Origin of the sequence: Pseudomonas sp. M47T1 (assembly GCF_000263855.1) — a bacterium.
GTDB lineage: Bacteria > Pseudomonadota > Gammaproteobacteria > Pseudomonadales > Pseudomonadaceae > Aquipseudomonas.
Genome location: NZ_AJWX01000045.1, coordinates 1 through 21,991, shown reverse-complemented (window position 1 = coordinate 21,991; position 21,991 = coordinate 1). Strand labels below are relative to the sequence as shown.

15 protein-coding genes are annotated in these 21,991 nt (G+C 59.6%); all 15 read left to right on the top strand.

Annotated features, from left to right (window positions below; genetic code table 11):
- Positions 1–14 precede the first annotated feature (14 nt).
- Genes tssF through PMM47T1_RS28030 form a run of 15 tightly spaced genes read left to right on the top strand, consistent with a single transcriptional unit; the run spans position 15 to position 21,846 of the window.
- On the top strand, positions 15–1,802 hold the full coding sequence (gene tssF, locus PMM47T1_RS28100; protein ID WP_008375632.1) for a type VI secretion system baseplate subunit TssF: 1,788 nt from the start codon (positions 15–17) through the stop codon (positions 1,800–1,802).
- Entirely contained in the window at positions 1,766–2,773 is a 1,008-nt protein-coding gene (tssG, locus tag PMM47T1_RS28095; protein ID WP_008375630.1) for a type VI secretion system baseplate subunit TssG, read from the top strand. The genes tssF and tssG overlap by 37 nt, the downstream gene beginning before the upstream one ends.
- A gap of 6 nt (positions 2,774–2,779) precedes the next feature.
- A complete protein-coding gene (gene tssH / locus PMM47T1_RS28090) occupies positions 2,780–5,371 on the top strand; it encodes a type VI secretion system ATPase TssH (RefSeq protein WP_177323416.1) in 2,592 nt (863 codons plus the stop codon).
- A complete protein-coding gene (locus PMM47T1_RS28085; protein WP_008375626.1) occupies positions 5,358–6,899 on the top strand; it encodes a sigma-54 interaction domain-containing protein in 1,542 nt (513 codons plus the stop codon). Before tssH ends, PMM47T1_RS28085 begins: the two co-directional genes overlap by 14 nt.
- 40 nt (positions 6,900–6,939) lie before the next feature.
- Positions 6,940–7,080 carry a type VI secretion protein gene (locus PMM47T1_RS28080; RefSeq protein ID WP_008375624.1) on the top strand — a complete coding sequence of 47 codons (141 nt, stop codon included), beginning with the start codon at positions 6,940–6,942 and terminating at the stop codon, positions 7,078–7,080.
- Between the two features lie 20 nt (positions 7,081–7,100).
- Positions 7,101–8,303, top strand: a complete 1,203-nt coding sequence (gene tagH / locus PMM47T1_RS28075; RefSeq protein ID WP_008375623.1) for a type VI secretion system-associated FHA domain protein TagH — start codon at positions 7,101–7,103, stop codon at positions 8,301–8,303.
- Between the two features lie 5 nt (positions 8,304–8,308).
- A complete protein-coding gene (gene tssJ / locus PMM47T1_RS28070; RefSeq protein WP_008375622.1) occupies positions 8,309–8,800 on the top strand; it encodes a type VI secretion system lipoprotein TssJ in 492 nt (163 codons plus the stop codon).
- Complete coding sequence (gene tssK, locus PMM47T1_RS28065; protein ID WP_008375621.1) at positions 8,797–10,131, top strand: type VI secretion system baseplate subunit TssK; 1,335 nt, start codon at positions 8,797–8,799, stop codon at positions 10,129–10,131. The genes tssJ and tssK overlap by 4 nt, the downstream gene beginning before the upstream one ends.
- A 2-nt stretch (positions 10,132–10,133) precedes the next feature.
- Positions 10,134–11,003, top strand: coding sequence for a type IVB secretion system protein IcmH/DotU (icmH, locus tag PMM47T1_RS28060; protein ID WP_008375620.1), 870 nt, complete (start codon positions 10,134–10,136; stop codon positions 11,001–11,003).
- Positions 11,004–11,018: 15 nt separating this feature from the next.
- Complete coding sequence (tssM, locus tag PMM47T1_RS28055) at positions 11,019–14,516, top strand: type VI secretion system membrane subunit TssM (RefSeq protein WP_008375619.1); 3,498 nt, start codon at positions 11,019–11,021, stop codon at positions 14,514–14,516.
- The gene (locus PMM47T1_RS28050; protein WP_008375618.1) at positions 14,516–15,244 is read left to right on the top strand and encodes a PP2C family protein-serine/threonine phosphatase; all 729 of its coding nucleotides are present in this window, start codon (positions 14,516–14,518) and stop codon (positions 15,242–15,244) included. The genes tssM and PMM47T1_RS28050 overlap by 1 nt, the downstream gene beginning before the upstream one ends.
- Positions 15,241–16,248, top strand: coding sequence for a serine/threonine-protein kinase (locus tag PMM47T1_RS28045; RefSeq protein ID WP_008375617.1), 1,008 nt, complete (start codon positions 15,241–15,243; stop codon positions 16,246–16,248). Before PMM47T1_RS28050 ends, PMM47T1_RS28045 begins: the two co-directional genes overlap by 4 nt.
- A gap of 21 nt (positions 16,249–16,269) precedes the next feature.
- A complete protein-coding gene (gene tssI / locus PMM47T1_RS28040; protein WP_008375616.1) occupies positions 16,270–18,315 on the top strand; it encodes a type VI secretion system Vgr family protein in 2,046 nt (681 codons plus the stop codon).
- A gap of 37 nt (positions 18,316–18,352) precedes the next feature.
- Entirely contained in the window at positions 18,353–21,073 is a 2,721-nt protein-coding gene (locus tag PMM47T1_RS30520) for a glycoside hydrolase family 19 protein (RefSeq protein WP_008375615.1), read from the top strand.
- On the top strand, positions 21,070–21,846 hold the full coding sequence (locus PMM47T1_RS28030) for a hypothetical protein (RefSeq protein WP_043301640.1): 777 nt from the start codon (positions 21,070–21,072) through the stop codon (positions 21,844–21,846). Before PMM47T1_RS30520 ends, PMM47T1_RS28030 begins: the two co-directional genes overlap by 4 nt.
- The last annotated feature ends 145 nt before the right edge of the window (positions 21,847–21,991 follow it).

The window sequence follows — 21,991 nt, the reverse complement described above, 5'->3', positions numbered from 1 at the left end:
CTAAGGTAAATTGCGTGTCCTTCAACCACTACTACCAAAGCGAACTCACCGCATTGCGCCAACTCGGCCGGCGTTTCGCCGAGCGTAGTCCGGCGCTGGCGCCGTTTCTCAGCCAGAGTGGACGGGACCCGGACGTGGAGCGTTTGCTGGAAGGCTTCGCCTTCCTCACCGGGCGCCTGCGCCAGAAGCTGGATGACGAGCTGCCCGAGCTTACGCACTCGCTGATGCACCTGCTGTGGCCCAACTACATGCGGCCGTTGCCGTCGTTCAGCGTGCTGCAATTCGAGCCGTTGTCCGAAGCCGGCCCAGCCATGATGGTGCCCAGGGAAACCCCCGTTGAAAGCAAGCCGGTCGACGGGGTGCGCTGTCGCTTCCGCACCTGCTATGACACGGAAATACTGCCGCTGGACCTCAAGGCCGTGAATTACGCGGTCAAGGGCGATGGCGCGGTGCTGACCCTGCGCACAGAGATGAGCTGCGATGGCTTTTTGGCCGAACTCGACCTCAAGCGTCTGCGCTTCCACCTGGCCGGTGAGCGCTACATCAGCCAGATGCTGTACCTGTGCCTGCTGCGCAACCTGGAAGGCGTGGAGCTGGTGCCGGTGGACGCCAACGGCAAAGCTTTCACCGATGCCAAAGAGCGCGACATCACCTTCAACCTGCGCGGCAACAAGGTCACGCCGGTGGGCTTCGCGGAAGAAGAAGCGCTGATCCCGTATCCGCTCAATACCTTTCGCGGCTATCGCTACCTGCAGGAATATTTCGCTTTCCAGGACAAGTTCCTGTTCGTAGACCTGGACGGCCTGGACGTACTCAAGGCATTTCCTGAAGCCAAGCAGGATCAGATCCGGGGCCTGGAGTTGCGGTTCAACATCCGTAAAAGCGGAATTCAGCGCCTACGCCCAAGCCTTGAAAACATCAAGTTGCACTGCACGCCCATCGTCAACCTTTTCAAGCACGATGCGTTGCCCATCCGCCTGGACGGTAAACAGGACGAGTACCTGCTGCTGCCGGCTGAATACGATCTGCAGAACTGTGGTGTGTTCTCGGTCGAAGCGATCACCGGTTGGCTGCCGGGTGGCGTGGGCTACCGCCCCTATGTGCCGTTCGAATCGTTCGAGCACGACGCCAGCTTCGACGTGCCCAACGCCAGCCCGCACTACAGCGTGCGCCAGCGCAGTTCGTTGCTGCACGAGGGCATGGACACCTACTTGAGCTTCGGCATTCGCCATGCCGAAGAACATGAAACCCTGTCCATCGAGCTGGTGTGCACCAACCAGAACTTGCCGTTGCGGCTGCGTGAAGGCGACATCTGCCTGGGCGCCGAGAACACGCCCGAGTCCCTGCGCTTCCGCAATATCACCGCCGCCACGCCCAGCTACGCGCCGCCGATCAACCGCGATTTCCTGTGGAAACTGATCAGCAATATGTCGCTGAACTACCTCTCGCTGGCCAACGTCGAGGCGCTCAAGGTCATTCTCGAAACCTATGACCTGCCGCGCTATTACGACCAGCACGCCGAGAAAGTCAGCAAACGCCTGCTGGGTGGGCTCAAGGCAGTGAAACACCACCATGTCGATCGGCTGCACAAGGGCCTGCCACTGCGCGGCCTGCGTACCGAATTGACGATCGATCCGGAAGGGTATGTAGGCGAGGGCGACCTGTTCGTCTTCGCCTCGGTGCTCAACGAATTTTTTGCGCTCTACGCCAGCCTCAATTCGTTTCACGAACTGAGGGTCAAAAGCACACAGGGAGAGGTGTACCAATGGACACCACGTATGGGCCTGCAGCCCCTGCTTTAAGCGGGCTGACGCGGGTAATACGCGAGTACTCGCTGTTTCAGGCCGTGCTGCTGGTAGTAGATCGCTTGCGTGACAACTACCCGTACCTGACTGAAGAACAGCTGTACGACCATGTCGAGTTCGAGGCCAATCCCAGTTTGGGTTTCCCCGGTAGTGACGTTGATCGTGTGCACTTTTTCGAAGAGCACGGCGAACTGCGCGCGCGCCTGCGTTTCAACCTGATAGGGCTGTTTGGTGCCAGTTCGCCGCTGCCGGCGTTCTATGGTGAGCAGGCACTTGGGGATAGCCAGGACGGCAACCCGACCCGGCAATTCCTCGACCTGTTCCACCACCGCCTGCAGCGGCTGATGCTGCCGATATGGCGCAAGTATCGCTACAACGCCCGATTTGAAAGTGGCGCGAAAGACCCCTTTTCGGAGCAGCTGTTTGCCCTGATCGGCCTGGGCGGCGAAGACATCCGGCGCGCCGGGGAACTGAACTGGAAGCGGCTGTTGCCCTACCTGGGGTTGCTCAGCTTGCGAGCCCACTCCGCGGCACTGATCGAGTCGGTGCTGCGTTATTACTTCAAGCATGAAGAACTGACGATCGAGCAGTGCGTCGAGCGGCGCGTGGAAATTCTCGAAGAGCAGCGCAACCGCCTAGGCAGCGATAACAGCATGCTCGGTGAGGATGCGGTCCTTGGCGAGCGCGTTCGTGATCGCAGCGGCAAATTCCGCATACATGTGCGCGAACTGACTTGGGCGCGCTTTCACGAGTTTCTGCCGATTGGCCCGGGCTACCAGCCGCTGTGCGCATTGGTGCGCTTCACCCTGCGCGACCCGCTGGATTACGACCTGCGCCTGGAACTCAAGCACGAAGAGATTCGTGAGTTGCGCATCGGTGAACACAACGCGTGCCGCCTTGGCTGGACCAGCTGGCTTGGACACGAGCGTGCCGACGGGGTTGTGACCCTCGGCAGCAGAATTCATTAAGGATCAATGAACATGATCAACGTAGACCTGCAACAACTCATCAAGGCGCTGGACGTCCAAACCCGCCGGGACCTTGAAGGTTCGGCGCAACGCTGCGTCGCTCGTGGCGGCAGCAAAATTCTGGTCGAGGATCTATTGCTGGCCTTGTTGGAGCGTCCGGAAGGGCTGCTCGCCAAGGCACTCCAGGATGCCGACGTTGAGACCAGCGAGCTGGCCAGTGCGCTGCAGCCACGCCCGGAGCACAGTGCTTCGCGTAACCCGGTATTTGCCCCCGAGCTGGTCCAATGGCTGCAGGATGCCCTGCTGGTTGCCAACCTTGAATTGGGCCAGAGCCAGGTTGAACAGGCCGCCCTGATTCTGGCGCTGCTGCGCAATCCAATGCGCTATGCTGGCAGCCACTACCAGCCGTTGCTCGCAAAGCTCAACAGCGATCGCTTGCGTGAATTCGCCTTGGCCCAAAAGGCCGAGCCAGAGTCTGGCATGCCTGCGGCAGACGGTGAGTCGATGCTTGCCAAGTTCACCCAGAACCTGACCCAGCAGGCACGCGACGGTAAGCTTGACCCGGTGCTGTGCCGCGATTCGGCAATTCGCCAGATGGTCGATATCCTTGCTCGGCGCCGCAAAAACAACCCTATCGTTGTTGGCGAAGCCGGCGTGGGCAAAACCGCTATCGTCGAAGGACTCGCGTCGCGTATCGCCGCCGGCGAAGTGCCGCAGGTACTCAAGGGCGTTGAGCTGCTTTCCCTGGACATGGGATTGCTGCAAGCGGGCGCCAGCGTCAAAGGCGAGTTCGAGCGTCGGCTCAAGGGTGTGATTGATGAAGTGAAGGCCTCGCCAAAGCCCCTCATCCTGTTCATCGACGAGGCTCATACGCTGATTGGCGCGGGTGGTCAGGCGGGTGGCTCGGACGCTGCCAACCTGCTCAAACCGGCGCTTGCGCGAGGTGAGTTGCGCACGATTGCTGCCACCACCTGGGCGGAATACAAGAAGTACTTCGAGAAAGACCCGGCGCTGGCTCGTCGCTTTCAGCCGGTACAACTGCATGAGCCCACCGTTGGCGAGGCGGTAACCATCCTGCGAGGGTTGGCCCAGGTCTACGAACAGAGCCATGGCATTTACCTGCGCGACGACGCCGTTGTCGCGGCGGCCGAATTATCAGCGCGTTATCTGGCGGGCCGGCAGTTGCCAGACAAGGCTGTCGATGTGCTGGACACGGCATGTGCCCGCGTCCGCATCAGCCTTGCCGCCGCCCCGGAAAGCCTTGAACGGCTGCGGGGCGAGCGCGCCGAAGGCGAGCGTCAGCGGCAGGCCCTGCGCCGTGACGCGGAGGCAGGCTTGCACGTGGACATTGAAGCGTTACAGGCCCTGGAACAACGGCTGGAACAGGCGGCGCTGGAACAGGCCGACCTGGAGTCTCGCTGGGGCGAACAGAAAGCGCTTGCCGAGCAGTTGCTTGAGGTTCGTCAGCAGTTGGCAGAAGCACGTGTGGCAGAAGGTGATGCTCGCGTTGATATTGAGGCGCTGGAAGCGCAACTGAACGAGGTTTACGGCACACTTACGCGCGCCCAACAGGACGAGCGTCTGGTTAGTTTCGAAGTGTGCCCGCGCCTGGTGGCCGAAGTGATCAGCGCCTGGACCGGCGTGCCACTCAGCCAACTTGCCCGCGAGCATAACGCCAAGGTCGCCAGTTTTGCCCAAGACCTGCGGCTGCGCATTCGCGGTCAGGAACAGGCGGTGCATGCGCTGGATCGATCCATGCGCGCCACGGCCGCAGGCCTGAACAAGCCGGATGCGCCCGTGGGTGTATTTCTGCTGGTCGGCCCCAGCGGTGTTGGTAAAACCGAAACGGCGCTGGCGCTTGCCGACCTGTTGTATGGCGGAGATCGGTTCGTCACCACCATCAACATGTCCGAGTTTCAGGAAAAACACACCGTATCCCGTCTCATTGGTGCGCCTCCCGGCTACGTAGGCTACGGCGAAGGCGGCATGCTGACCGAAGCCGTGCGGCAGAAACCTTACTCTGTGGTTTTGCTGGATGAAGTAGAAAAAGCCGACCCGGACGTGCTGAACCTGTTCTACCAAATCTTCGACAAGGGCGTGGCCAACGATGGCGAAGGGCGTGAAATCGACTTCCGCAACATCCTTATCCTGATGACGTCAAACCTCGCCAGCGATCGCATCAGCGCGCTGTGCGAGGACGGTCAACGTCCTACGGCAGAAGCGTTGGAAGAGGCGATTCGTCCGGCGCTCAGCAAGCACTTCAAACCAGCACTGCTGGCGCGCATGCGCGTGGTGCCGTACTACCCGGTGGGCGGCCCGGTGCTGCGCGAGCTGGTGGAAATAAAACTGGGCCGCCTGGGCGAACGTCTTGCCCGCCGGCAATTGTCCTTCAGCCATTGTGAAGCCCTGGTAGACCACCTCGCACAACGTTGCACGCAGAGTGACAGCGGGGCACGACTGATCGATCACCTGCTCGACTCACACCTCCTGCCGCTTATCGCGGATCGCCTGCTGGATGCCATGGCTGCGGGTGAAGCGCTTAAACACGTACACGCCACGCTCGACAGTGAAGGCGGCGTGATCTGTGAGTTCGGCTGAGGTGGGAATAACGTTCAACCAGGTACCCCAGCCGTTGGCGTATGCCGAACGGCTGTTGGGTGCGTTTGCCTCACTGGCTCAGGCCCCCGAGCAGGCGCGCCTGCTCGGTGGTTTCGCCTGCCTGGCCAGTCAGTTGACGGGGTGTGAGTTGGCCCAGGTGTACCTGCTCGATGCAGGCCACAGCAACCTGGGCCTCAGCGCCGAGTACCTGCATGGTGCGCTGCAGGCGGACGAGAGTGCTCGCTTGCCTGCGGATTACCATGGCGACGAGTTGTTGCAGTTCAGCCTGTGCCAGAACCGGGTGCTGTGCCTTGATTCCCTGGGTGACGGCGTCTATCAGACGGCTTTTCTACCCGCCGCCGGTGGCCAGTGGCGTGCACTGCTGTGTGTGCCATTGTGCAACGAGCAGGGGGTGGTCGAAGGGTTGCTGATTTGCGCCAGCCTCAAGCACGGTGAGCTGCGCGCATTTGCCGATTCGATGGGCAAGCTGGGCTCGTTTGTGCTGGCGCAGATGAGCTTGCTGCAACGGCTCAAGCGCGTCACCCAGCCGGTTGCGCTCACGCCGGATAGCGCAGCGTGCGCCAGCGGTTACGGGCTGATCGGCACCAGCGTGGCGATGCGCAAGACGTATCAACTGATCGGCAAGGTGCTGCACAGTCCCTACACCATTTTGCTCACCGGTGAGACCGGCACCGGCAAGGAAGTCGTTGCCCGTGCCCTGCATGAGTGCGGCCCGCGTCGCTCGAAGAAATTCATTGTGCAGAACTGTGCCGCGTTTCCCGAAGATTTGCTGGAAAGCGAGCTGTTCGGCTTCCGCAAAGGCGCTTTTACTGGGGCCGATCGCGACCGCCAGGGCCTATTCGATGCTGCTGACGGCGGTACGTTGCTGCTGGACGAAATCGGCGACATGCCGCTGTCGTTGCAAGCCAAACTGCTGCGTGTATTGCAGGAGGGCGAAATCCGCCCACTGGGCGCCAATGACACGCACAAGATCGACGTGCGCATCATCGCCGCCACCCATCGTGATCTGGCCAGCATGGTTGTCCAGGGTAAGTTTCGCGAGGACCTGTATTACCGGCTGGCCCAGTTCCCCATCGAGCTGCCTGCGCTACGCCAGCGTGAGGATGACGTCGTGGTACTTGCTCGCCATTTTGCCGCGAGCGCCTGCGCGTTCATTGGCCGTGAGCCATTGGAGTGGTCTGAAGCGGCGTTGGCGCAACTCGCTGTTCACACTTTCCCGGGAAATGTTCGTGAACTCAAAGGCATGGTCGAGCGTGCGGTATTGCTGTGCGAAGGCAGTGAGTTGCTGGCCGAGCACTTCGATGTGAACCTCGAAGCCCATCCCGAAGACAGCACTCTTTACCTGCGCGACTACCTGGAGCGCGTCGAGCGCGCGTACCTGCTCAGTTGCCTGCGCCGAAACGAAGGCAACCAGACCCTGGCCGCGCGCCAGCTTGGGTTGCCGCGGCGCACGTTGCTTTACCGCCTTGGTCGCTTGAACGTCGACTTGAGCGAGTTCCAGGAATGACCACCGATTTATTTCACTTTGCCTTCATGGAGAAACCTTGATGCCTGTCCGTCCATGGCAAACCGCCTTGCTGGTGCTGGCCGTATTGATTGGCCTGAGCGCCTGCACTGGCAATTACAAGTTCAACGACAACGAATACCGCCCGCTGGGTGATCCACAAGCGGTCAATCGCGGCAAATGACCGCAAGGAGTGCTTCACACATGGAACTGGTCCTCGAGATTCAGAACACCAGGCAACAGATCCCTCATCACGCCAGCAGCCGTCATTTCAAACAGGCTGGCGGCGTGATTGGCCGGGCCAGTGACTGTGACTGGATCATTCCCGATGCCAAGAAACACATCTCGGGTCATCACGCCAAGGTGACGTTCCACCGTGGTGTGTTCTACCTTACCGATACCAGCCGCAATGGTGTATTCACGGCATCCGGCGTGCAATTGCCCAAGGGCGAGCCTTTTCGCATCGAGCATGGCAGTGTTTACCGTCTGTGCGATTTCGAGATTCGCGCACGGCTGGTCCGCGATCCAGCCATGTTCGATGGGGAAGTGGGCCGTCCGCAGATGTCCGGCAGCCTCATCCCTGATGACGCTTTTCTGGACCTGGACCCGTTGGTGGCGCTGGATCAGCAAGAGCAGATCTATGCCGAACGTGATGAATTGGCTTCGTTGACTGCCCCTCGGCGCGACCCGCGTCAGCGCGCCGACTATGCACGAATCGACATGGAGAGCTTGCCGGTGCCCGAACTGGTGCCAGCGCCGGCAGAGCCAGCGACGGTAGTGGCTGCTGAGGTACCTGCGGCAGTGCCGCAATCAGCGGAATTCTGGGCCCGTTTCGGCCAGGCGTTGGGTGTTGATCTCAACGCCATGGACAACCAGGCACGTGAAGCGTTGGCTATCAAGGCGGCCGGGCTTCTGGCGCAGAGCGTCAGCGGCTTGCAGCAGAGCCTACGAACCCGTAGTGAGCTGAAAAACGAACTGCGCCTGGCCCAGACCACCGTGCAAATGGCTACTCGTAACCCACTCAAGCAAGCCGTGGATGCGGGTGAGGCACTGCAAGCCATGTTGCAACCGAGCCGGCAAGCCCAGGTCTCTGGTGAGCAGGCTATCGCTCGGGCGTTCCGTGACCTTCAGGCTCATCAGGTGGCCTTGTTGATGGCCAGCCGTGCCGCCTTGCGCGCCACCCTTGATCATTTCGCCCCTGATGAATTGGCTCTGCGGTTTGAGCGGGACGGTAACAAGCCGTTGTTCGCCACTGCAGGTGGCCGCTGGCGCGCGTTCAGTCGTTATCACCACGCGCTGCGCCAGGACGACGACTTCAGCGAGCGCCTGATGGCACGCGATTTTGCCCAGGCCTACGACGAACAGGTGCGTTTGATCGCCACCCTCCATACCGAACATCAGGGATGACCCGAATGACCCCCACCAAGATTTTCATCAGCGCTCTGGCGTTCATCGTGTTGTCAGGTTGTTCGGCACTGTCGCCTTACTCGACCCAGACCAAGCTGGATCTCAAACTCAGCGCGGGTGATGAGCTTAATCCCGATCTCAATGGGCGCCCTTCGCCGATTGTTCTACGGTTGATCGAGCTCAAGCACCCAGTGGCGTTCCAGAACGCCGACTTCTTCAGCCTGTACGAGCGCGCCAAGGACATTCTGGCCCAGGACTTGGTAGCCAGCGAAGAAATCGAACTGCGCCCGGGCGAAACCCAAGACCTGAAGCTGACAGTGGACAGCGGTAGCCGCTATGTCGGCGTGCTGGCGGCGTATCGTGACCTGCCGGAAAGCCAGTGGCGCTACATCATTGCGGTTGACGCGCAGAAGCTGACCAAAATAAACCTGAACCTGGACAAGGACGGCATCCACAATCCGGATGACAAGCCTGCCAAGGCGGATGATCGTTCATGAATTCTCATAAAGTCATCTGGCAGGAAGGCATGCTGCTGCGGCCTCAGCACTTCCAGCACAACGACCGTTACTACGATTATCAGATGAAGTCCCGTACCCAGATGCTGGGGCGCTACACGTGGGGTTTCCTTGATCTGGAAATCGACCTGCAGTTTCTCAACATGGGCAAGCTGGTGGTCAGCCAGGCATCGGGTGTGCTGCCCGACGGCAGCCTGTTCAACCTGGATGGCAACAGCGAACCGCTGGCGCTGGACGTGCCGCCTAACACCGGCAATACGCCGGTGTACTTGGCGTTACCTCTGGTTACCGGGAACCACGTGGAATCGCGCCGCAGCACTGACCGCGATGTCCTGGCGCGCTACACCGTCTATGAAATGGATGTGTCGGATTCCAACGCGGGCGATGACTCCAGCAGCCAGGTGAGCTGCGCTCGTCCGGATTTCCGCCTGCTGCTGGGTGAACAGCAGAACGATCAGGCTTATGTGAAGCTGAAGATCTGCGACGTCATGGACACCTCTCCCGACGGCGTGATCAGCCTCGACCCTGACTTCATCCCCACCTACATCCATGCCCACGCCTCGCCCTACCTGCTGTCCTGCCTCAAGGAAGTGATCAGCATGCTGGATAACCGTGGCGAGGTGCTGGCGGACCGCATTCGTTCCAACGGCAAGGTGGGTGGGGCAGAGGTCGGCGACTTCCTGATGTTGCAGTTGATCAACCGCACCGGGCTGCTGCTGCGCCATTACATGGGCATTGAGCAGGTCCACCCCGAAGAGCTGTACCGTACGCTGCTGACCATGTTGGGCGACCTGTCGACGTTCGCCAGCGACACCAAACGGCCGCGTACCGACAGCCATTACCAGCATAGCGACCAGGGTGCGAGCTTCCGCAAACTGATGGAATCCATCCGCCAAGTGCTGTCGATGGTGCTGGAACAGCATGCGATCGAAATGATCCTCCAGCAGCGTCAGTACGGTATTCGCGTGGCACCTTTGCAGGACCACAAATTGCTGAGCACCGCCTCGTTTGTGCTGGCGGCCAGTGCCAACTGCGATTCGGAAGAGTTGCGCCATCGCCTGCCGTTGCACCTCAAGGTTGCGCCGGTGGAGCAGATCCGCCAACAGGTCAACCTGCACTTGCCTGGTATCAAGGTTCGGCCGTTGCCAGTGGCACCACGACAGATTCCTTTCCACTCGGACAAGACCTACTTCGTCCTCGAATTCAGTTCCGAAGATCTGGCCCAATTGGAGCGTTCCGGCGGCTTCGCCTTCCACGTCTCGGGCGAATTCTCCGACCTTGAGCTGAAGTTCTGGGCCATCAGGAACTCATGAAAATGAACACGGAAATGGATTATCAACAGGACGAATCTACTGTTCTGGCGAACCGCGAGGGCCAACGTCCCAGCCACGAACCGCTAACGGACTTTGCCAAGCCACCGCGTTACGAAGAGCTGGAAGAGCGGATGATCTACGCCGCCACCCGCCGTCCGGACGAAACGTTCAATATCAGTATCAACCCCCTGGTCTCGGCGGCTGCGCCTTTGTTCTCCGCTATCGTGGAGCTGAAAAATGGCGCGGGCAGGCGTGAACTGTCAGAGCTGAAGTCAGAATTGACCCGGCACCTGAAGCGTTTTGAAGCCCAGGCACTGAACGACGGTGTGGAAAACAGTCAGGTTTCTGCCGCCCGCTATGTGCTGTGCACTGTGGCTGACGAAGCTGTAGTGACGACCGACTGGGGCAGTGAAGGCGACTGGTCGAACTTCAGTTTGCTGAGCAGCTTTCACAACGAAACCTTTGGTGGCGAGAAGTTCTTCCAGTTGCTTGAGCGCCTGGGACGTAACCCGGTCAAGCACTTGGCGATGCTGGAACTCATGTACATCTGCCTGTCCTTGGGCTTTGAAGGCAAGTACCGGGTGCAGACGCGCGGCATGATCGAACTCGACGGCATCCGCGACAGCCTTTACCGCCAGATTCGCCAAATGCGCGGTGACGTGCCCCGGGAGTTGTCCCCCCACTGGGAAGGCTTGAGCGAGCCGCGTCGCAGCCTGGTGCGCATCGTGCCTTGGTGGTTGGTAGTGGCGTTCACCGCTGTGTGCCTGGTGGTGATGTACTCCGGTTTCGCCTACGTGCTGGGCGAGAAGCGCGAGTCGGTTCTCAAACTTTATCAGCCAGCCGACCAGGTAGTGGTCGAGCCCAAGTCGTAATCTCAGGGACGTGTAATGAAAAACTTCTTCAAAAAGACGTGGGCTTTCCTGTGCAAGACGTGGGTGTGGACCCTGCTGCTGGTATTGGCCACTGCCTTGCTCGTCTGGTTTGTCGGGCCGCTGCTGGCGGTCGATGACTACAAGTTCTGGGAGAGCTCCAGTTCTCGCTTGGTGACCATCAGCGTGCTGTTTTTGCTGTGGGGCCTGTTCATGGTGTTCGTCAGCTGGCGCAGCACCGTGCGCAAGAAAAAAGTCGAGGAGAGTGAAGACGGTCAGGTGCTGCTAAAGCGCCAGGAGTCCATCATAGAAGCCGAGCGCACGTTGCGGGCCCGCTTCAAGGACGCCTTGCGTACGCTCAAGACTTCTAGCCTATATCGGGGCCGCAGCGAGCGGTGGCGTAACGACCTGCCCTGGTACCTGTTGATTGGCCCCCAGGGCAGCGGCAAAACCAGCCTGTTGGATTTCTCGGGCCTGGAATTTCCGATCAACAAGGTAGAGCGCAAGCTGAGCCGTGACGCCATTGGCACCGAGCAGTGCGACTGGTATTTCGCTGACAACGGCGTGCTGATCGATACCAGCGGCCGTTATATGGACCAAGGTGATGCGCAGGTCGACGGCGCCGCCTGGAAGACCCTGCTGGGACTTTTGCGTTCGCGACGCCGAACTCGGCCGCTCAACGGTGTGCTGGTGACTGTCCCTGTAACTCTGCTGCAAAGTGGCGATCGCGACACCATGGTTACCATGGGCCGTGTTATCCGCAACCGCCTTCAGGAGATTCATCAGCACTTGCACGTGGACGTACCGGTTTACCTGGTGCTGAGCAAGGCTGACAAGGTTGAGGGTTTTGAGGCTTTCTTTGATCAGCTGTCCCGCGAAGAAAGCGAGCAAGTACTGGGGGCCAGCTTTGGCAAGGAACAGCAAGGCACTGACGTCAGCGTGCTCAATCAGGAGTTCGAAGAGCTGCTGGCGCGCCTTAACGCCCAGGTTATCTCGCGCATGCATCAGGAGCGCGACACCCAGCGCCGAGGCCTGATTCTGGACTTCCCGCTGCAGATGGGCCTGATTGGCGCCAACCTGGGCATTCTGGTGGATGCTGCGTTCACCGGTAACCGCTACCAGCGCGCCAGCAAGTTGCGCGGGTTCTACCTCACCAGTGCCCCCTATTTCAACAAAAGCGCAGTGCAGGACAATGAAGCGCAGCACTTGCCGCTGATGTACACCGGCCGTGCTCGCTTCATCTACAACCTGCTGGCCAAGGTGATTTTCCCCGAGGCCGAACTGGCAGGCTTGGACAAGCGTGAAACCAGCCGCATCAACTGGGGCCAGCGGGCTCTGTACGCAGGCGCATTGCTGTGCATGGGCCTGTTTGGCCTGGCATGGGCGGGAAGCTTTTCTGCCAACGACAGCAGCCTGGAAAAAGTGAAGGGCCTAGCCGAGCAACAGGCCCGTGAGCATGCAACCCTGAGCACCCAGGACGATGCCATGGCGGTCTTGCCTGTGCTGGACACCCGCTATGCCGCCACTCGGGTGTTCCCCGACAAAGGTGACGCAGCGTATGGCGAGCGTGGTGGCCTTTACCAAGGTGAGCCGAGCAATCCGGTGCTGGTGGATGCCTATCACCGTGAGTTGACCGGCGAGCTGTTGCCCCGCGTGGCGCACACGCTGGAAGGTCAGATCCGCGCCAACATGGGCAACCGCGATCGCCTCCTCGGCAGCCTGCGCGCCTACCTGATGCTCAATCTGGTTGACCGCCGTGATGCAGGTACCTTGAAGGGCTGGATGGCGGCTGACTGGTCGCAACGCTACACGGGCAATACCGCCGTGCAGAACAGCCTGAATGAGCACTTTGCGCGTCTGCTGCAGCAACCCTTTGTCTACCCACTCAACGATGCGCTGGTTGCACAAGCACGTCAGGTGCTGCGCAGTGAGTCGCTAGCGGCCGTGGTCTATCGCGTGCTGCGCGAACAGGCCCGTGACCTGCCCGAATATCGTTTCAGCCAACACTTGGGCCCACAGGGCGCGTTGTTTGGTGGTACCGACTACGTCATTCCAGGTTTCTACACCCAGAAGGGCTACCAACAGTACTTCATTACCCAAGGCGCAAGCCTGGTGCGCGATATCCTGCGTGACAACTGGGTGCTGGGCGAAGGTGGCAGCCTGAGCGGTATGGACATGCGTCGACTGATGGTGGAGCTTGAACAGCTGTATTTCGGGGACTACGCCAACTATTGGAGCGAAGCGGTTAACCAGGTCAGCCTGTTTGCCTTTTCCGATGCCCAGGACGGCGCGGATCAGTTGGCCGGCCTCACTTCTGCCAACTCACCGCTGTTGCAGTTGCTGGTGGAAATCCGTGAAAACACCCGCTTCCCCGCACTGCTGGATACGGACGCGGCGGGAGATGCCGCCGACCAAGTGGGTGGCAAACTCGGGAAGCTGGGCAAGGCCGCCGCCGCAGTAGCCGGTCAGGCGGGTGACGCCATGGCGAAGAACCTGCCAGATACCGCGAAGAAATCGCTGGAGCGCCGCTTCGAACCGTTGCACCGTTTGCTGGATGACAACAACGGCCCTGCGGCGGACCTCACGCCGGTACTCCAAGCGCTGAATGACTTGCAGCAACAGCTCTCCGGCCTGGCTCGCGCCAGCCAGCCCGAGCAAGCCGCCTACGATATGTCCAAGAACCGCATGAGCGGCCAGCGCGATGCCCTCAACAGCTTGCGCAACGCTGCATCGCGGCTGCCTCGCCCCATCAGTGCCTGGTTCAACAGCATGGCGGAAGACACCTGGATGCTGGTCCTCAATGGCAGCTACCAGTTCATCAATCAGCACTACCAGGCAGAGCTGTATAGCTTCTACTCCAAGGCAATCAGCCAGCGTTATCCGTTCTTCGCCCACAGCAACAGCGACGTGGCCCTGAACGATTTCCGCGAGTTCTTCAAGGCTCAAGGTATTGCCGACCGCTTCTTCGACAGCTACCTGAAACCGTTTGTCAGCGGCGAAGCGGGAAACTACCGCCTGCGCAGTGTGGATGGCCGCAGCCTGCCAATGTCCAAGATATTCCTTGATCAAATGGCCAACGTGCAGACCATCCGCCGCAGCTTCTTTGCCGAGAACCCCAACGAGCCGCAGGTGCAGTTCAAGCTTGAGCCTTACACCATGGACCCGAATGTGGGCCGTGCCGAGTTCAAGTTCGGCGATCAGGAGATGGTTTACCGCCATGGCCCGATCGTGCCGGTTGCCTTCAAGTGGCCGACCGACGCTGATGACGGTCGTACCAGCCTGGTGCTGGAAGAGCTGAGCGGAAAGTCCATCGGCATCCAGAAAGACACCGGTCCCTGGTCGCTGTTCCGTCTGTTTGACCTGATGCAGACCGAATATCAGAGCGGTCGTGACGTGCTGATGATCAAGGCCAACGTTGGAGGCATGCGCGCCAACTACTTGGTGCTGAGCCAGCGGTCGCCGAACCCGTTTGACTTGTCCGCAGTACGTAGCTTCCGCATGCCGGTGACGCTTTGATGCCGGTTATCCACACCTGGCGCAGCGCGGGCCTGACCCATAAGGGTAAGGTGCGCGCCCGCAACGAGGACGCATTCCTCGACCGGCCCGAACGCGGGTTGTGGGCGGTGGCCGATGGCATGGGCGGGCACCAGGCAGGTCATCTGGCCAGCCAGATGGTGATCGCGGGCCTGGATGAGCTGATTCTGGAGGGCGACTTCGACGAGCAACTGCGCCAGGTTCGCCAGTGCCTGCACTGGGTAAACCGGCGCTTGGGTGACGAGATGACTGTTGTCGCCAACCGCGCCGACAACATCATGGGAAGTACCGTGGTGGCCTTGCTCCTTCAGGACAAACGTGCGGCCTGCGTCTGGGCTGGTGATAGCCGCTGTTACCTGTGGCGTGGCAACCGGCTGTTCCAACTGTCGCGGGACCACTCCCTGAAACAGCAGTGGATCAGCGAGCAGAGCATCAGCCCACAAGAAGCCAGCCAGCGGGCAGGGGCCAACGCCTTGACCCGCGCACTGGGTGCAGGCGATCAGCTCAAGCTGGAGATACTGGAACTGGAGGTGCGCCACGGCGACACCTTCCTGCTGTGCAGCGATGGCCTTTACAACGGTGTCAGCGATGAGGCACTGGGCAAGGCGCTAAGCCTGCACCTGCCGGGCATAGCCCTGGAACACATGTTCGAGAATGTCATGCGTGGGCGCGCCTCGGACAACCTGACCGGCGTGGTGATTCGGCAGTGAGCGGCTATAACCCCGCGGTTGAGGACCCGTTGGCCTTTGCGCAGGCGGGTGACAACCTCACTTATTTCGCCTTCGCCGCCGGTGCGGCAAAGGTACCGGCCGTAGCGCCTGCAAGGCAGGCGGGACCGTTACCGGAACTGCTCGGTGGGCGTTATCGCCTGGAAGGCCTGCTCGGAGCTGGCGGCATGGGGATGGTTTACCGCGCCCGGGATCTGCTGCAGGAGCAGTTCGGTGATCCGGACCCTTACGTGGCTATCAAGCTGTTGCGCGAGGACGTGGCTGAATGCCCGGACGGCGGGGCACTCCTTTACAGTGAATACGCCCTGACGCGGCACTTGCTGCATCGGCATATCGTGCGGGTCCATCATTTCGACGTGGACCCTCAATGCCAGCAAAGCTACTTCTGCATGGAGCTGGTTCGCGGCATGCCCATGGACCAGTTACTGTGCGAGCGCCCGCGTGGGCTGCCGTGGCATGAGCTGCGCGGTATCGTCCTGGCGATGCTCGAAGCCCTGAGCCATGCCCACCAGCAGGGTGTAGTACATGGTGACATCAAGCCTAGTAACGTGATCCTCGGCGAGACCGGCGTACGCCTGTTCGACTTTGGCCTTGGTCAGGCCATGGAAGGCGTGCTGCCTGGTTTGCCACAATTGAGCCGCGACCGCTTTCATGCCTGGACACCAAACTACGCCGCGCCGGAGCTGTTCGAAGGCGCGCCGTTGTCGCCGGCCACGGATGTATACGCCGCGGCTTGCGTGATCTATGAATTGGCCGGGGGCAAGCACCCCTTCAGCCGCCTGACCGCCCAACAGCCTCGCGAACAGCGCCGGGGCTACCGCCTCAAGCGGCCCCGCAACCTGCCGCCCAAAGCCTGGCCTGCGCTACGCCTGGCGCTGGCGCAAGACGCCAAGGCCCGAAGCATCACCGTTCAACAACTGCACGATGCCATCGCGCCTCACTCCTTCACTTTGCTGCAACGCTGGTTCAACCAGCGTCATGGATAACACCCGGACAGGGAGACACCTATGTTCAACCCCAGCAACGAGACACACTTCAGCATCAGCATCGACGGCGCCGACGTCGAATTTCAGGTGCTAGAGTTCACCGGCAGCGAAGGCATCAGCCGCCCCTATCGCTTCGAAGTCGAACTGGTAAGCGAGCGCGCCGACATCGACTTGGAAAGCATCCTGCACAAGCAGGCGTTCCTGGCCTATGACCCGGCTGGCCACGGCATTCACGGCCAGGTCTACCAGGTAGCCCAAGGCGATGCGGGTAAACGCCTGCACCGCTACCGCATCGTGCTGGTACCACACCTCGCTTACCTGGAGCACCGCACCAATCAGCGGATCTTCCAGCAGATGAGCGCGCCGAAGATCATCGCCCAGATCCTCGAAGAGCATGGCATTCAGAGCGACGCTTACACGTTCTCGCTGGGCACGCCCTGTCCGGACCGCGACTACTGCGTGCAGTACGATGAAAGCGACCTGCACTTCATCCAGCGTCTGTGTGAAGAGGAGGGCGTGCACTACCACTTCGAGCACAGCAACGACGGTCACATGCTGGTGTTCGGCGATGACCAGACCTTCTTCCCCAAGCTCGGCCAGCCCACCGCCTACGTGCAAGACACCGGCATGGTCGCCGACGAGCCGGTGATCAAGCGCTTCAAGGTGCGCCTGGAAACGCGCACCAGCCGCGTCACCCGCCGCGATTACGACTTCCAGAAACCGCGTCTGCTGATGGAGTCGGCCTACAAGCCCGAGACAGCGGCCAGCGAAGAACCGGACCTGGAAGACTACGACTACCCCGGCCGCTTCGTCGACCGTGCCCGCGGCAAGCAACTGAGCCAGCGTGCCCTGGAGCGCCACCGCGCCGACTACCAGTTGGCCGAAGGCAAGGGCGACGAAACCCGGCTGGTCAGCGGCCACTTCATGGCCATGTCCGAGCACCCGCGCCAGGAATGGAATGACCTGTGGCTGCTCACTGAAGTGTTCCACGAAGGCAAGCAGCCCCAGGTGCTGGAGGAGTCGGTCAGCAGCGACGTCACTGACCTCAAGGACGACTTCCACCAGGGCTACCGCAACCACTTCTTCGCCACCCCGTGGACCGTCTTCTACCGCCCGGCCCTTGACCACCCCAAGCCCAAGGTACTGGGCAGCCAGAGCGCCGTGGTCACCGGCCCCAAAGGCGAAGAGATTCATTGCGACCAGTACGGCCGCGTCAAAGTGCAGTTCTTCTGGGACCGTGAAGGCCAAGGTGACGACACTTCCAGCTGCTGGTTGCGTGTGTCCTCCAGCTGGGCCGGCGAGCGCTACGGGGGCGTCGCTATCCCGCGCGTCGGCATGGAAGTGCTGGTCAGCTTCCTGGAAGGCGACCCCGACCAGCCGCTGGTCACCGGCTGCCTGTACCACGCGGAAAACAAGGTGCCTTACGACCTGCCGGCCAACAAGACCCGCAGCGTGTTCAAGACCCTCAGCAGCCCTGGTGGCGCAGGCTTCAACGAACTGCGCATCGAAGACAAGAAAGGCCAGGAGCAGATCTTCGTCCACGCCCAGCGCAACTGGGACGAAAACATCGAGAACGACCAGAAAATCCGCGTCGGCAACGAGCGTCACGACACCGTCGAAGCCAACAGCTATAGCGAATTCAAGGCCGAAGAACACCGCACCGTATTTGCTGATCGCAAAGGCGAGGTGAAGGTTGATGACCACCTCACGGTGGGCAGTAACCAGCACGTCAAGCTGGGGGTAGCGCAGTTGGTGGATGCGGGTACCGAGATTCACCTCAAGGCTGGCGAGAAGATCGTCATCGAGGCTGGGCTGGAGCTGACCGTGAAAGCGGGGGGCAGCTTTATCAAGTTGGATGCGGGGGGCATCACGCTGGTGGGGCCGCAGATTCTGGCGAACGCTGGTGGGTCGGCGGGCAGTGGTACCGGGATTGGTATCAAGCCGCCGGTGCTGCCGGGGGCGGCGGATGCGGATAAGGCGGGGCAGGTGATGGAGACGGCGTTGGTGAATGCGCCGGTTGAAAAGACCACCGCCAAGCCCGTGCGGATGGTGAAGTTCTCGGGCTGACCACCACCGAGTCAAATAGGATCAGGTAGCAAAAAAGATGACCGATACAGTCAAGGTAAAAAAATGGTCCTACCCCTTCAAGTTGGGTAGTGCCGAAGCAACAGACCCTCAGCAATACTACGCGGCCCTGGCCAAAGCCAAGGACGGTTACTACCCGTTGGGCGGCAACGGCCTATGGCACGGCGGCGTGCATTTTGACGAAGCCACCGGGCTGGTGTCGGAACACAGCGAAGTGCGCTGCATCGCTGATGGCCAGGTCATCGCCTATCGTATCGACGAAGCCTACCCTGTCACGGCGTACGCCGATCGCCAGGCTGTTGCGTCAACCGGCTTCGTATTGGTCAAGCACCAGCTAGAGGTGCCTGCGCCGCCAGCACCGGCCACACCTGCCGGCGCCACCCCTGCGCCGACACCGGCCGGAGGGCCTACGCTGACGTTCTACAGCCTGTACATGCACCTGGTGGACATGGCGGGCTACAACGCTACGCCTGCGCTGGCCAGGCCTACCTACTGGAGCGGCGGCACGTTCCGCGTCAAGGCTGACGTCACCGATAAGATCCAGGGTCTCAATGTACGCGCCGCGGCCAAAGGCAGCGAAGGCTACGATCAAATCCTCACCACATTGCCGCGCGGCACCACGGTAGTGACCGGCGAGGCCAGCACCGACGGCAAATGGCTGAAAATCGTCAGCGTGTCGCCGGCCGTCAGCGGGCTGGCCGAGGGCACGGGGTGGGTCTACAAGAATGAAATGACCAGCCAGGGCAACGGTCAGTACCTGATCGGCGAGCAAGCCAAGGACACTCCCGCAGGCGCCGCCAAGGGCCTGAACGTACGCAGTACTGCGGCGGCCAGCGGTAGTGTGATTTCCGTACTGCCTGCAGGTACAGAGCTGACCATCAGCGAAGCTGGTGCTTCGGGCAAGTACCGCAAGCTGGCGCAAATTATCAGCGGTACCCCAATGCCAGCACTCACCGCCGATGCCAGCGGGAACGTGCCTGGCTACGTGTGGCTACCGTCCCTGGAAGCCAAGAGCGAGCCCAAGGCCATGGGCAGTGTGGTGGTACTCGACACCCCAGTGACCATCAATGCCGGGGCAACCATTGGCTATGCTGGCAAGTATCAGAGTCATGATGAGGGTGCACCACGGAACCTGGTGCACATCGAAGTGTTCAGTTGTGACGATGTGCAAGCATTTGTCACTGCAAGTCGCAGCAAAGCCGCAGCGCTACCGGCAGACCAGAAAAACCTGCTGCACATCTACAAAAACACCAACCTCATCACCCATCGCGCCGACATCAGCGCTACCAACCCGCCCAAAGTCAGCGATCCCCATATGGTGGTTGGCTATGATCTGATCATCCCCGTGAGCGTGCTGGAAGCCATGCCGGCTGAAAAGAAGATCAAGGACACCTCCCAAAGCACCACTGCCCCCACGCTCTGGTGGCACATCGAAGGCCTGCTGGGCGATGCCCAAGGCAACCCCATCAGTGGCTGGCTGCGCGAACAGGACATCATGACCCCGCGCCACAACCCTTGGGAATGGGAGGGCTTCGACTTCATCGAAGAAACGGGCAGCAATGCCGACCACCTGGCAGCCTACCTCCATGCACTCGATGCGATGACGGATGAGGAGAAAACTACCTATGCCTCCAACGTCTCGGCCTCCATCAGCGGCCCGGCCAAGTCGCGCCTGTACGAAATCATCGACACCGACCACGACAACAAGCTCACCGGCGCGGAAATCCGCGCGGCCCTGGCGAAGCCATGGTTCGCGCAGTCGATATCGCAGTTGGTGACGAAGTATGAGAGTGAGTGGTTGTACAAGGCGGAGAAATGGGATGCCTTGGATGCGTTGATGGGGCATACGGCTGCGCAGCCTAATGTGAATTGGGTGGCGGAGAAGAAGCGGATTGAGGGGTTGGCGTGGTGGGGGGATTTGGCGGGGAGGGGAGGTATTAGTGGGGATGGGGAATGTTGGCACCTGCACCCAGTGGGTGGAATCAGCAATTGGAGTCAATCCTCTCAGTGCAGTTGCGCAACATGTGGGAAAAATATTGCCCTGACATCGGCTTTCATGAGAAAAATCGCCGCGTCATCGGTAACTGACGAGTTTATTAAAAGTTTTGTCGAGACTGCTAATGTTGTCTTTAGAGCGTATGGTATTACGACATGCTCTCAAGTTGCACATATTCTGGGGCAGGGCAAGGCGGAGACCGGAAGGTTCACAAAGTTTAGGGAAAGTCTAAATTATTCAAGGCAAACGTTCACGCCAGAACACCTTTATGGGTTGGTCACAACAGCGATTAATAACGGATTTGCTCGAAAGGGTTTGAGTTTGACCCATGCCCAGAAGCTCCAATATATTGATGATCATTTGTTGGGTAATGATGCGGCATATGGTAAACATAGTTTCGGTAGTGATGACTACCCGGACAACGATTACCGTGGGCGGGGATTGTTGCATTTGTCGTTCTACGAGTCCTACAAGCTGTGTGCTCAAGCCATCGGTATTCCTATCGATGCGAATCCGACGCTTGCGGAAACTGATCCCAAGGCCATCGTTGCGTCCGGGTCTTGGTTCTGGAAAACTAACCGTATTGGGCGAATTGCCGATGATGCTTCATTGGAGATTGATTTGAAGATTAAAATGGTGACAAAAAAGATCAATACTGGTTTAGATCAGTTGGCGAACAGAAGGACTTATACCAAGGAGATAATTGCCATTATTAATAGCGATTTCGGGGGTTGTGCAGGATGAGTTTGTCAACTTGCTTTAAAGGAGGTTTGCTCGCGCTGTTTTTATGTTTTGGTCATCAGGCTTCTGCTTGTGAGGCTCCTAAGAATCCACCGTATCCCCCACTCAATGTTGACGGAGGAATGGTCGTATTTGGAATGAAAGCAGTGCTAGAGCAGCAGGGGGTGCCGAATCCAGAAATGGGGTTAAGTGTAAGCTTTTTAGATTGCTCAACCGGGGTGTCTAAGTTTGTCGAGCGGTTACCATATATTGCTGATGCCGGCCAAATTCAAGACGCTTTTTTGGCCAGGACCTCCAAAGATGAGCAAGAGGTATTTTTGATCCACAGCGTCCCATTTCGTGCCAGCGGCGGCGTGAGTCTTGGGAGCGATTACTTTACTGTGTTGGTTTATCGTCGGACGGATGATGGATTTGTTCAAGATAAAAAGCTTACTGAATATTTTGGGAGCGGTGCCGACATAATTTCGATTCGCGATGATGACGAAAAAACTCTTTATTCCTACCCTTTCAAGACTCAGGAAGACATCAAGCGGCAGCTAAGCAGTGATAATTACCATAGCTGGTTTACGGGCATGCCAATTGAGCGTGTGGTGAACTCCAAGGCGTCCATATACTCAATGCAATCGACTTCGGGAGATACAGGAATGTATCTTGTAAAAGGGGATCGAGTGAAGCAGGAGAGATATTCTGCTGGCTGGGTTTACATACTTTATGTGACCGCGAAAAAGAAAGAAATCCGAGGGTGGGTACTTTGCGAGCGTATTAACGGATGTTAAGTTTGCGATGGGCACGCTACAGCTTTTTTTAAGTTACTTATGTTGGTGCGTGACCGCGGTACACGCGTTTAGCACTGTCGAGTCATGTGGATGTTTTATCGCCAGCGAATCAATCGTGGCGGGATTGATGTGACACGGGTGTATG